This window comes from Pseudomonas sp. 9_2_1 (genome assembly GCF_059295275.1).
Genome location: NZ_CM181239.1, coordinates 6,135,175 through 6,147,143, shown reverse-complemented (window position 1 = coordinate 6,147,143; position 11,969 = coordinate 6,135,175). Strand labels below are relative to the sequence as shown.

The window sequence follows — 11,969 nt, the reverse complement described above, 5'->3', positions numbered from 1 at the left end:
ATGCCAGGGATCACGAGATTTTCCTTTCTGATAAAATGCTATCCTTCGCAGAATCGTAAAGAAACGGGCGTTCTATGCACGCTATGAACACGAATCATGAAGTAAGGCCGCTACCAGATGACCTTCGGGTCTTTCTCACAGTGATTCGTGTGGGTAGCTTCTCAGGTGCGGCTCTTGAGCTGGACCAGTCGCCTGCATACGTGACCAAGCGCATCAAAATCCTCGAAGAAACACTTGGAACACGGCTACTCCATCGAAGCCCTCGCAAGATCGCCCTCACGGATTCCGGCGTTAGAGCTCAGCAATGGGCTGTGCGGATTTTGGATAACCTTGACGAGTTCATGGGCGAGCTGAGCCAAGTGCGCAAAGCCCCGAGGGGCTTATTGCACATCTGTAGCAGCTTCGGCTTCGGTCGTAATTATGTAGCTCCTGCAGTTGCAGAACTTTCGAGTGCATACCCTGACTTGGAGGTTAAGCTTGATGTTTTTGATAGGGTTGTTGACATCGTCGCTGAAGGATTTGATTTGGAAATAAGAGTCGGCGATGATATTCCCGAAAATCATATAAGTCGACTGCTCGTTGCCAACAAGCGAGTGATCTGCGCCACGCCTGAATATCTTGAGCAGCGAGGGACGCCAGATAAGCTTAGCGATCTGGTAGATCATGATTGTCTGGTACTCAAGGAAAGAAACAACCCTTACGGAGTATGGCGGCTGCTTAATTCGCAGAAAGAAGAGACCGTGAGGGTCAACGGCCGGCTTTCATCGAATAATGGCGAAATCGTTCTTCAGTGGGCGCTAAACCATCGTGGTTTGTTGCTGAGGTCGATGTGGGATGTTAAGCCACTTTTAGAACAAGGCCGCTTAGTACAAGTACTTCACAAATATAGCCAGAGTGCTAACGTTTGGGCTGTTTACCCCACACGCTTGGCGGACTCCGCCAAGCTACGGGTATGCGTGGAGTTCCTTGAATCGAGGTTCAGCCGTTTGGGAGCAGATTAAGAGCGCGTCAGCCCTTTAGATAGGGCAGCCCTTACCGCGAAGCTGCTCATCAAAACGTTCGGGGTCGAGAGTACCTGCTGCGATGGACTTGAGGATGTTTGCTTCTCGATCAAGCAGTTCCGTGCACCTTGAGTAGACCTTCGGCAGTTCATCTGCACGCACTGCCACCACTCCGTCGGCATCGCCAATGATAAGATCTCCAGGACTCACCAGCATTCCAGCGCAGGCAACCTGAACGTTGATTTCTCCGCCGCCGTCCGTGCTTGGCCCTCGGTGCACATAGCCTAACGCGAACACGGGCAGCTCACCTCCCAGCCATTCTTCCCTGTCTCGGATGGCGCCGTTGACAACCACCCCGGCAATGCCGGCTTTGATAGCCATGGCACGCATGATGCCGCCAATCACCGCACGGCTAAGATCTCCACTGCCATCAACGACCAGGACATCACCGGGCCGCGCCATTTGAATGGCTTTGAGCAACAACAGATTGTCCCCTGGTCGAATCCTGACAGTCAGGGCGCTTCCGCAGAGGTGTCGGAATCCATGATATGGCTTAAGTCCCAAGCCGCCGGTATTTCTTCCCAAACAGTCGCTGACAATGGCTGAAGGCATTCCTTCAAATGCTTCTCGCCATTTATCCTCGAGGGGTGGAGCGGAGGGATTGATACGGTACCCAGTAGGCCATTCCCCATCGTTTGTTACGTCGAGCATTCGAGAATCTCCTGATGCCGACCCCTCAGGGTCGGGTGACGGCTACGGGTCAGGCCAACCACGGGTTCGCTTGCAGATGACGTTCCTCAAAGCTACGGATCTGCTCACTTCGAACGAGTGTGCTGCCGATTGCGTCAAGGCCCAGGAGAAGAGCATCTTTCCGAAGCGCGTCGATCTTGAATTCGATGCGGCGACCATCAGACAGGAGGATAAACTGCGCCTCCAAATCTACAGCGATCTTCGCAGTCTCAGGCTGACTCACCATGGCACCCAGCTCTTTGAGCTCTGCCGGGGACAACTGGATGGTAAGTACACCATTGCGCTGGCAGTTGTCGTAGAAGATGCCTGCGAAGCTGGTACCGATCAGCGCTCGAATCCCTAACTGTTTCATCCCCCAAACTGCATGTTCGCGGCTTGATCCACAACCGAAGTTTGGGCCGACGACCAGGAATTTGCTATCGTTCCAAGGCGTTTGGTTCAGTACAAACTCAGGGTTTGGAGTGCCATCGTCCAAGAAGCGCAAATCGAAGAACGCTCCGCGGTCAAGGCCATTACGGTCAATGCCTTTCAAAAACTGCTTGGGCATGATTACGTCGGTGTCGACATTCGCTGCCAGGATCGGCGCCGCAACACCTTCTACTTTGTTAAACGGCTGCATATCAGGCCTCCAGAACTAACGAACGTACATCAACCAAGTGTCCAGTTACCGCAGCTGCAGCGACCATCGCTGGGCTCATGAGGTGGGTGCGAGCCCCCTGACCTTGCCGCCCTTCAAAATTGCGGTTGGTGCTCGATGCGCAGCGATCCCCTGGGTTCAGCACATCGTCATTCATGGCAAGGCACATCGAGCACCCTGACTGTCGCCATTCGAAGCCAGCGTCGCGGAAGATCTGGGCGATCCCCTCTGCTTCTGCATTGTCACGTACCATAGTGGAGCCTGGCACAATCATGGCCCGTACACCTTCGGCCACTTTCCGCCCTTTAACTATACGAGCGGCATCGCGAAGGTCTTCGATCCGAGCATTGGTGCATGAACCAATGAACGCATGGCTGATTTTGATGCTGCTAAGTGGGGTTCCTGGTTGCAGATCCATGTAGCGCAGTGCCCGCTCCAGGTCACGGCGCAAGATCAGGTCGGGCTGTTCCATTGGATCGGGGACTGTGTCAGAAATCGCAGCCGCTTGATCAGGGCTAGTACCCCAGGTCACCATCGGTTGCAGGTCTGCTACATCCATGCGGACTTCCAAGTCGAATATGGCCCCTGGGTCGGTGTACAGCGACTTCCAGCTTTCGACTGCCTGATCCCATACGGCCCCTTCAGGTGCGCGCGGCTTATCAGCGAGGTACGCAAATACCTTCTCATCCGGTGCCATGAATGCGCCGCGAGCCCCGGCTTCAACTGCCATGTTGCAGATGGTCATTCGTGCTTCGACGCTCAGAGCGCTGATAGCAGGCCCGGTGAACTCGATGGCATAGCCAGTCGCACCCGAAGCGCCGATCTGGCGAATCAGTTCCATGATGATGTCCTTGGAAACCAAACCGGGCCCAGGGATGCCATCGACAGTCACTCGCATGCTTTTCAGGCGCTTGTACACCAGCGTTTGGGTCGCCAGAAGGTGCTCGATTTCGGAGGTGCCGATACCGAAGCCAAATGCACCCAGTGCACCGTATGTCGTGGTGTGACTGTCACCGGCCGCCACCACCATGCCAGGGAGGATGAAGCCTTGCTCTGGCGCGACCACGTGTTCGATGCCTTGACGCTTGTCCAAGACGTCGAACAGTTCAATACCGAAATCGCGGCAATTCTCTTCGAAGTAGTTGACCTGCAAGGCTCCACCAGCATCTGGCATGTCGGAGATGCGATCAGGTGCGGTCGGGTTGACGTGGTCGACTACACAGAGGGTTGCCGAAGGGCGCCAAACCTCCCGACCCGCTTCCCGCAAGCCGCTGAAAGCTTGAGGGCTGGTGTATTCGTTCGCAACCTGGCGATCAATGTAAAGCAGCACGTGCCCTTGATCATCCAGCTCACAAACGGTGTGGGAGTCGATGTGTTTCTGGTAAAGCGTCTTTGGGGTATTCATAGCGAATTTGCACCCGATATTGTTATTGATACAGCCCGCAGGCATCACGATCACTGGCGAGCAGTGGTGGTACCAGCTTATCGAGTCAAATTTCTAAATAAAGATGCCAAGTAAATACGTTTGATGCACATTTCGTGAATTAACTGCTTCAGCCTTTGATGAATAGCATGGTCGCCGAGGCCACCAGAAAAACGGCGAACAAGATTTGGAGGTGACGCTCGTGCACCCGGTAGGCCCATTTCACTCCACAGCCAACGCTTAACAGTCCTCCTAACGCCATGGCCAGGCCCATAGGTCAATCCACATGGCCATTCCAGCAGTAGGTCGCCAACGTAATCACGGTGCTTGGAAGCGCGAGCGTCAGGGCCATGCCCTGCGCAGCCTGCTGATACCTCCAGAGTGCAAGGGCGACGTTCGGAACCATCATGACCAAAGCAGTGCCCTGAGCCAGCGTTTGGCTTAAACCCAAGATTAGGGTCATGAGCGGAATGGCAACGAGGCCGCCCCCAATTCCGAAGAAGCCACCCAGTGCGCCCATGAGAACGCCAAAAACGAAGTCAAATAGGAAGTTGATCATGTCGCCAGCCGTGTGAGTCAGTTGGCAAGTGGGAGTCCGCCGGTCAAAGAAACGCAGGAGGCCGTGATCAAACTAAGTGAGGAAAATCTTCTCTATGAATAGGACTTCCACGGTATGTGAATTGAGGGGGAGTAGAGCTCCGTTACATGCGCGATTGGGGGCGGCAGCGCTGTTGTAAGCATTGCTACACTTGCGGATCAAGGCGCCTTATCAAAATGTCCAGCCCTTGCGACAGCGCGTCGGCGGACATTGCAGGCGACTGATCAAATCTCCGCCTTGGCCCAGAATGTTTCTGCAGACTGACTGAGTGTTGCTTTGGGCCGTGTCAGATGAATTTCCAAAGGAATGTCCCAGCTTTCATCGAGCGCCCGGACCAGACGCCCGTCCAGTATCTCCTGCTCCGTAAGGCTCTTGGGTAACCACGCCACGCCCTTGCTTTCCAACGCCATGGACATCAGCACCGCTGCAAGGTGACTGGTGAAAAGGGACTTCAGGTGAAGATAATCTTCTTTGCCCCTAAGTCTGTGCGCGACGATACGGCCCAGCCCGGATTCATGGGTGTAGGCGAGGTAAGGCAATGCCGCAGGCGAAGTACCGAAGTCAGCGTGCGCACTGGCAAGCGGAACGAGAGTGTCTTCGCCCACCTTTTTGCTGATGAAGTGTTCGGGTGGCAATAGCGGCGGAACGTCGGGGTGGCGGTGGCATAGTAAAAACTGAACCTGGCCATGAATCAGCATTTGTTCACAAACGGCCATGCTATCTGAGTGCAGTTGCACTGCTTCGATTGGTGCACCGCTTTCAGCACTCCGGAGCCACTTCGGGAAAAAGGTAAAAGAGAGGGAGTGGGTCGCCGCAAATTGTAATGACCTGGCTGCCACCCCTGCGACCTCTTGAGCTTCGCTGCGTATCCGGTACAGGGATCGGGCCGCTTCCTGAGCACTGGGCAAGATATGCCTTCCAGCCTCGGTGAGCGTGGCTCCGTGTGGTGAGCGCACGAACAGCTCAACGCCCATCCAATTCTCCAGAGAGCGAACTCTGCGGCTGAAAGCCGGTTGGGTTACATGACGCGCTTCGGCCGCCCGCACAAAGCTCCCGTACTCCGCGAGCGCTGAAAGATCTTCAAGCCAAACCAGTTCCAAGGGCCATGCCTCCTGTGCATAGGGTCCGGCATTAATAGCATTGGGCGAGCGCTACCTCAACGCATAACGTGGGGTCACATACAACAAGAGGAACTGTCATGCGCATCGTCGACATCCGTGAAAAAACCGTTTCCATTGCCTCGCCAATTGCCAACGCGTACATCGATTTTTCCAAGATGACCTGCTCGGTCGTCGCTGTGGTCACGGATGTGATTCGCGACGGTAAGCCGGTCATCGGTTATGGCTTCAACTCCAACGGTCGCTATGGCCAAGGCGCATTGATGCGCGACCGCTTCCTGGCTCGTATCACTGAAGCAGACCCAGACACTCTCATTGACCATGAAAACAACAACTTGGACCCGTTCGCCATCTGGAAAACCCTGATGACCAACGAGAAACCAGGGGGGCACGGTGAGCGCTCTGTCGCCGTGGGCACAATCGATATGGCTGTCTGGGATGCCGTAGCAAAAATCGAAGGCAAACCGCTGTACCGCTTGCTCGCTGACCGTTACCGCAATGGTGTTGCCGACGACAAAGTCTGGGTGTACGCAGCCGGCGGCTACTACTACCCTGGCAAAGACCAATCGAAGCTCAAGGCCGAGATGCAGAGCTATCTCGACCGCGGCTACGATGTCGTCAAAATGAAGATCGGTGCGGTCCCGCTGGACGAGGATATCCGCCGTATCGAAGCCGTGCTTGAAGTGGTTGGCGACGGCCGCCGCCTGGCCGTCGATGCCAATGGGCGGTTCGATCTGCGGACCGGCATCGCCTACGCCGAAGCCATCAAGAAGTACAACCTGTTCTGGTACGAAGAGGTCGGTGATCCCCTCGACTATGCGCTGCAGGCTGAGCTGGCAAATCACTATGAACTGCCTATGGCCACTGGCGAAAACCTGTTCTCTCATCAGGACGCCCGCAACCTGCTGCGCCACGGCGGCATGCGGCCTGATCGTGACTATCTGCAGTTCGACTGCGCGCTGTCTTATGGCCTTGTCGAATACATGCGCACCCTCAAGGTGATGGAAGAAATGGGCTGGTCTTCCCGCCGCGTTGTACCCCACGGTGGCCACCAGATGTCGCTCAACATTGCCGCCGGCCTGCATCTTGGTGGTAACGAATCGTACCCGGATGTGTTCCAGCCGTTCGGCGGCTTTGCGGACGGCATCCAGGTTGAAAACGGCTACGTCGGCCTGCCCGACATCCCAGGCGTGGGCTTTGAAGCCAAATCCGCCCTGTACGCCGTAATGCGTGAACTGGGGGAGGGCTGATCATCTTCGGTATGCGGTCTCTGTAGACGAGGCCGCAGTACCAGGCGGCGCAGCAGCGCCGCCAAGCCACATGCCCATCACAAAAATAAAATGAGGTGCTTCCGTGGATCTTTCCAAATCCCGCTGGTACAGCCAGCTGTATGTGCAAGTGTTGATCGGCATCGTGATCGGTGCGGCAATCGGTTACTTCGTACCCGACATCGGCGCCAAGCTCCAACCCTTCGCCGACGGCTTCATCAAACTGATCAAGATGCTGTTGGCACCGATCATCTTCGGTACTGTTGTTGTTGGTATCGCCAAGATGGGCAGCATCAAAGAGGTTGGCCGTATTGGTGTTAAGGCGCTTATCTATTTCGAGATCCTGTCGACCATTGCGTTGGTCGTCGGCCTCATTGTGGTCAATATTGTTAAACCTGGCGAAGGTATGAACATCAACGCCAGCACCCTCGATGGCAGTGCCATCAGCAAATACAGCCAGGCCGCGAGTGAACAAGGCGGCACGATCGAATTCTTCCTCAATATCATCCCGCATACCTTCGTCGGCGCTTTCTCCAACGGCGTCATGCTGCAGGTGATCCTGCTTTCTGTCTTGATGGGCGTCGCACTTGTGCAGATGGGTGAAACCAGCAAACCGCTGATCAACACCATCGACTTGTTCCTGCAAGGCCTGTTCAAAATCGTCGCAATGGTCATGCGCCTGGCTCCGATCGGTGCCGGTGCGGGCATGGCATTCACCATTGGCAAATACGGTATCGGTACGTTGCTGTCACTCGGCCAACTGCTGGTCGCACTGTATATAACTACTCTCATATTCATCGTGGTCGTGCTCGGTGCCGTCGCCAGATGGTCTGGAATGCCACTGATGCAGTTCCTTCGCTATTTCAAAGATGAAATTCTTATCACCCTCGGCACCTGCTCAACCGAAGCCGTGCTACCGAGAATGATGGTGAAATTGGAGAAGCTCGGCTGCAGGAAATCGGTGGTCGGCATGGTGCTCCCTACGGGCTACACCTTTAATGCGGACGGCACCTGCATCTACCTCACAATGGCTGCCATCTTCATCGCCCAAGCGACTAATACGTCGCTGACGTTCATGGATCAAATGATTCTGCTGGCTGTATTCCTGCTGACCTCCAAAGGCTCGGCTGGCGTTGCGGGTGCAGGGTTTGTAACGCTGGCTGCAACGCTCACAACTATCCATTCCATTCCATTGGTGGGCCTTGTGCTGCTCCTGGGCATCGATCGGTTCCTCAACGAAGCGCGGGCGGTGACCAACCTGATCGGCAATGGCATCGGCACCATCGCGATTGCCAAGTGGGACAATTCGTTTGATGTCGAAGCTTGTGAACGAGAAATCGCAGCCATGAAACAGGAAAAGGCGGAAAGGAAGGCCTTGCTGGCGCATAAGTGAAATCGCCCTTACTTCCGGTCATCGCGCTTGAAGGTCGGCGATGATCGGTCGTGATCTGGTTTCTTAAGCCTCGCCTAGCATGCTTTGCACCAGCTGAATGAATGTAATGGAGCCAAATATGATCAAGCGATCGCATCATGAATTGCGCAAAGCGTTTGGTGATCTGCTTCAAGGACATGTCTGTAAATTTGCGGCTTCTGTATTCGATCCTATCTCGGTGCGTATGGCATCCGACCTCGGCTTCGAGGTGGGCATACAGGGAGGCTCTGTCGCTTCGCTTCAAGTGCTTGTGGCACCGGACATTGCACTGCTGACGCTTGATGAATATGTCGAGCAGGTCACCAGAGTTGGGCGTGCGAGCCAAATCCCTGTCATCGCAGACGCCGACCATGGGTTTGGGAATGCGCTGAATGTCATGCGCACAGTCAGTGCGTTGCAGAAAGCCGGCGTTGCTGCGTTAACATTGGAAGACACTCATCTGCCGGCCAAATATGAAGAGCAATCGCCGGTGCTGATCGGAGGGGAAGAGGCCGCAGCCAAGATCTACGCTGCTCGATTTGCCCGCTCGGATGATACCCTCAGCATCATCGCCAGCACGAATGTGGCCGCTACCACGCTAGAAGACGCTATCGCGCGTACTACGGCCTATGAGAAAGCGGGTGCAGATGCTATTTGCCTGGTTGGGGTTAAAGACTTCCCTCACTTGGCGGCACTCACGGAACACCTCAACACGCCGATCATGCTTGTAAACTACGGTAATCCGGCGCTCAGCGATGTTGAGAAACTTAGCGCTGCCAATGTGCGCATCGTGGTCAATGGGCATGCCCCTTACTTTTCTGCGATCAAGTCGATCTACCAAGCGCTGCGTGAGCAAAGCGGTTCTCAGGGGGGAGCTCTCCCTCCCTGAGCTGATTTCTAAATTCACGTGTGTGGAGAGTTATCGAGAGTGGACAAAGACGTACCTGAAGGTGGGGCACGACTCGCCGCCCTGAGTAGCCCCAGCAAAATCATTAGACCAGTTCAACTACCCGCCCTGTGATCAAGACCGCCGAAGTCCGAAGGCTCGCTGCAGCTCTCGGCTGGCCAGGATGCTATCGCTTCATTCGGCTTTTTCACAATCACACACGGAACGCGGCGTTCCACGTTAAGAATATTTTTCAGGCTGAAGCAGCTAGGCGTTTCGCTACTGTGAAACTGCCATCCAGCCGGCACAAGCCGTCATGACAGTTGCGCCGGTGCGGTTCAACCGCTTCATGGCCTTAGTCGACCGAACCGCCCGCGCGATTTTCGACGCCGTAAGTACGTAACCCAACTGAACGGTTAAGTCGATAGTGATGCCTAGCAAGCTTATGTACACGACCTCAGCGATAGTAAGGGACGTGAGATCGAAGGCGTGGGGCAGGACAGCCCCGAAGAACACCACAGCTTTAGGGTTACTCAGGGTCAATATCGTGCCCCCGAGAAGGCCCCGACCTGCCGATCGATTGAACTGCAGGGTTGGGTTTTCCACATCCTTCGTCCAGAGATTCCACGCGATGAAGAGGATGAAGGCTACACCCAGCCATTTCACGGTGACGAACACTTCCTCGTATTGCAGGGCCATTGCAGCAAGCCCAAGCGTTGCCACAAGCAACCAAACCGTATTCCCCAATACCATACCGGCGACGTAGGACAGCGATGAGCGAGCTCCATAGGCAACAACCTGACCCATCAGGCCAACCTGGGCGGGACCTGGGATTGCAGCGGCTATTGCAAATGGGACTGCAAAAAACCAGATTGAAGATGTACTGCTCACGATGAAGCCTCGCCATTACAATGAGGGTGCCTCGGCGATACTCGCGCAATACTTGCCATCACGCAATGAATAACCCCGCGTTGACCTGGATAGCTACAGATGTCCATCAAGCTCGGACGAGTTGCGAGATCAAGGACGATCTCCGTAACAACAGGCAGTAGATAATGGAGTTGAGATGGCGCTTCCCCCGTTACACAGCTTTAAAGTATTTGAGAGCGTTGCCCGGTTAGGAAGCCTTGCCGGCGCAGCGGTTGAATTACATGTCACCACCGGTGCGGTCAGCCAACAGCTCAAGGTCTTGCAGTCGAGCCTGGGCGTGGAGCTGTTCACCAAGCAGGGCCGCAGATTGGTCCTGACGGCTAGAGGCCGCTATTTGCACAAGCGCATCGCTAGTGCCATGCGCGATATCAGCGATGCCATAGGTGAGCTACGGATTGGCAACGAGCAGGAACAGCCGCTCGTTGAGATAAAGTTGTCCATCCCACCGGCCGAAGGCACCGAGTGGTTGGTCTCCCCTTTACTCCGTTTCATGGTCGACTCGCAGCTGGTAAAGGTAAGCGTGATTACGGCGCCGAATATGGCGCAGGTGGATTGGCGCCGGGCCGACGTCGCAGTGGTTTATGGCACACCTCCTTGGCCGGGATATTGGTGGCGCCTTCTGCATGGTATTCGAATGATTCCAGTATGTAGTCCTCAATATGCGCGAGGTCCATTGGCTATTCACGAAGTTGAAGACCTAATGAAACATCGGCTATTACATGAGGACGCCGGTAGTCAGTGGCAGCAATGGCTGGCCGAGGCGGGGTATGTGCGTGGCGGCTTTGAAAATATCCATTTCGAAGATTTCGGTATGGTGCTACAGGCCGCACGAGAAGGATTTGGCGTTGCGCTGAGCGATGAGACCGTTTCTGCCCGGGATCTGGATGAAGGCCGACTGATATGCCCCTTGCCGCTCTCCGTGCCCGCACTGCATAACTACTACGTCGTTTGCACTGAGCGCACGCGTGAACGACAAGAGGTACGGGCGTTTATCGATTGGTTATTGGATACAATCGGGCAGCCGGGTCAATAACCAAACCCACGACCATCAGTGAAGCGAATGTTCGTCAGGATGCTGATGTCTTTATGGACCTTATAGAGCTCGGAGCTTTTGATGAGCTCTGGATCGCTGAACGATTCTCCCTGAGCCCGACCCGCTTGTATCTGAAGCATCTTGTCCCGGATGGCCACTACATCGGCATAGGTCATGGCTGGCACCTTGGATGGATCCTCATCAGCATGGGCGCCATAGATAGCTGTCTGTGGATTGATGACCTTCAACGTGGCATTCAGTGACGAGACATAATCCTTGAGGTTCCCGGCCAATAGCCAAGAAGGATAGAGGTGATCACCGGCCAGCAGGATGTTATGCGCTTCATCGTAGAGAGCCACTTCGTCCTGAGTATGCCCCGGTACGCTGAGTAAGCGGACCTGCAAGCCACCTAAGTCGATAATCTCCTGTGGTTTCACTAATCTTGTCACTTTAAAAGGAGGAACTACCATGTGGTCGAAATTACCGAGATAAACCGGTTCCGGTACTTGGTAGAGGTCATCTTTCACCTTGAACTTGCGGGTGAAAGGGGTATCGACCAGATACACGCTCTGAAAATTGTGCAGACCGCCCAGGTGATCGAAATGGAGGTGCGATGGCAAGACTGAGAGTGGTTTATCTGTGATTTTCTTAGCCACCTCCGTAATGTTCTCCTTCTGGTTCGCCCCGGCGTCGAACATCAGGGCCTTTCTCTCACCTACGATGAGGTAGGAGTAGTTTTTCTGGTAGTAGCTCGGTTCTCCGATGGCATATAGGAAATCAGTCAACCTATGAACGACGAAGGGTGGACCATCTGTCTTGCTTGCCTCGTCAGCATGAGCAACGGACGGGGTGGAAAGCACGGCGATGGACATCAGGGATAGGGCTTTTATGAGCTTGCGCATGGGGCGCGGACC

The 11,969-nt window shown here is 54.9% G+C and carries 10 protein-coding genes and 2 pseudogenes; 5 read left to right on the top strand and 7 right to left on the bottom strand.

The genetic code is table 11. From position 1 onward, the window contains the following. The first annotated feature begins 83 nt into the window (after window positions 1–83). Window positions 84–1,001, top strand: coding sequence for a LysR substrate-binding domain-containing protein (locus AC5O5I_RS27895; RefSeq protein ID WP_494512794.1), 918 nt, complete (start codon window positions 84–86; stop codon window positions 999–1,001). A 15-nt stretch (window positions 1,002–1,016) separates the two neighbouring features. Here AC5O5I_RS27895 and AC5O5I_RS27890 read toward each other — a convergent pair whose 3' ends face one another. The 5 genes and pseudogenes from AC5O5I_RS27890 to AC5O5I_RS27870 all read right to left on the bottom strand — a co-directional run bounded on the left by AC5O5I_RS27890 (window position 1,017) and on the right by AC5O5I_RS27870 (window position 5,509). Further along, window positions 1,017–1,712, bottom strand: coding sequence for an RraA family protein (locus AC5O5I_RS27890; protein ID WP_172286571.1), 696 nt, complete (start codon window positions 1,710–1,712; stop codon window positions 1,017–1,019). 49 nt (window positions 1,713–1,761) lie between these two features. Continuing rightward, the gene (leuD, locus tag AC5O5I_RS27885; RefSeq protein ID WP_172286572.1) at window positions 1,762–2,370 is read right to left on the bottom strand and encodes a 3-isopropylmalate dehydratase small subunit; all 609 of its coding nucleotides are present in this window, start codon (window positions 2,368–2,370) and stop codon (window positions 1,762–1,764) included. A 1-nt stretch (window position 2,371) separates the two neighbouring features. Further along, complete coding sequence (leuC, locus tag AC5O5I_RS27880) at window positions 2,372–3,793, bottom strand: 3-isopropylmalate dehydratase large subunit (RefSeq protein ID WP_172286573.1); 1,422 nt, start codon at window positions 3,791–3,793, stop codon at window positions 2,372–2,374. A 148-nt stretch (window positions 3,794–3,941) separates the two neighbouring features. Continuing rightward, a pseudogene (locus AC5O5I_RS27875) lies at window positions 3,942–4,370 on the bottom strand (TSUP family transporter). A gap of 263 nt (window positions 4,371–4,633) precedes the next feature. Further along, entirely contained in the window at window positions 4,634–5,509 is an 876-nt protein-coding gene (locus AC5O5I_RS27870) for a LysR family transcriptional regulator (protein WP_172286575.1), read from the bottom strand. A 98-nt stretch (window positions 5,510–5,607) separates the two neighbouring features. On the opposite strand from AC5O5I_RS27870, the gene AC5O5I_RS27865 reads away from it, so the two are divergent. The 3 genes and pseudogenes from AC5O5I_RS27865 (at window position 5,608) to AC5O5I_RS27855 (ending at window position 9,180) form a co-directional block, all read left to right on the top strand. Then, window positions 5,608–6,777, top strand: a complete 1,170-nt coding sequence (locus AC5O5I_RS27865) for a mandelate racemase/muconate lactonizing enzyme family protein (protein WP_172286576.1) — start codon at window positions 5,608–5,610, stop codon at window positions 6,775–6,777. A 103-nt stretch (window positions 6,778–6,880) separates the two neighbouring features. Then, window positions 6,881–8,188: a C4-dicarboxylate transporter DctA gene (gene dctA / locus AC5O5I_RS27860; protein ID WP_172286577.1), complete on the top strand. Its 1,308-nt coding sequence runs from the start codon at window positions 6,881–6,883 to the stop codon at window positions 8,186–8,188. A gap of 118 nt (window positions 8,189–8,306) precedes the next feature. Beyond that, window positions 8,307–9,180, top strand: a pseudogene (locus tag AC5O5I_RS27855) (isocitrate lyase/PEP mutase family protein). Window positions 9,181–9,371: 191 nt separating this feature from the next. Here AC5O5I_RS27855 and AC5O5I_RS27850 read toward each other — a convergent pair. Beyond that, window positions 9,372–9,983, bottom strand: coding sequence for a LysE family translocator (locus AC5O5I_RS27850; protein WP_172286578.1), 612 nt, complete (start codon window positions 9,981–9,983; stop codon window positions 9,372–9,374). 175 nt (window positions 9,984–10,158) lie between these two features. Between AC5O5I_RS27850 and AC5O5I_RS27845 the strand changes: the two genes are divergently transcribed. Next, window positions 10,159–11,055, top strand: coding sequence for a LysR substrate-binding domain-containing protein (locus AC5O5I_RS27845; RefSeq protein ID WP_494511877.1), 897 nt, complete (start codon window positions 10,159–10,161; stop codon window positions 11,053–11,055). Here AC5O5I_RS27845 and AC5O5I_RS27840 read toward each other — a convergent pair. Then, the gene (locus AC5O5I_RS27840) at window positions 11,049–11,957 is read right to left on the bottom strand and encodes an MBL fold metallo-hydrolase (protein ID WP_494511876.1); all 909 of its coding nucleotides are present in this window, start codon (window positions 11,955–11,957) and stop codon (window positions 11,049–11,051) included. The genes AC5O5I_RS27845 and AC5O5I_RS27840 overlap by 7 nt on opposite strands. Between the last annotated feature and the right edge of the window lie 12 nt (window positions 11,958–11,969).

Coding starts and splice junctions, on each gene's coding strand:
- AC5O5I_RS27895 (WP_494512794.1), top strand. CDS start 84: ATGAACACGAATCATGAAGTAAGGCCGCTACCAGATGACCTTCGGGTC.
- AC5O5I_RS27890 (WP_172286571.1), bottom strand. CDS start 1,712: ATGCTCGACGTAACAAACGATGGGGAATGGCCTACTGGGTACCGTATC.
- leuD (WP_172286572.1), bottom strand. CDS start 2,370: ATGCAGCCGTTTAACAAAGTAGAAGGTGTTGCGGCGCCGATCCTGGCA.
- leuC (WP_172286573.1), bottom strand. CDS start 3,793: ATGAATACCCCAAAGACGCTTTACCAGAAACACATCGACTCCCACACC.
- AC5O5I_RS27865 (WP_172286576.1), top strand. CDS start 5,608: ATGCGCATCGTCGACATCCGTGAAAAAACCGTTTCCATTGCCTCGCCA.
- AC5O5I_RS27845 (WP_494511877.1), top strand. CDS start 10,159: ATGGCGCTTCCCCCGTTACACAGCTTTAAAGTATTTGAGAGCGTTGCC.
- AC5O5I_RS27840 (WP_494511876.1), bottom strand. CDS start 11,957: ATGCGCAAGCTCATAAAAGCCCTATCCCTGATGTCCATCGCCGTGCTT.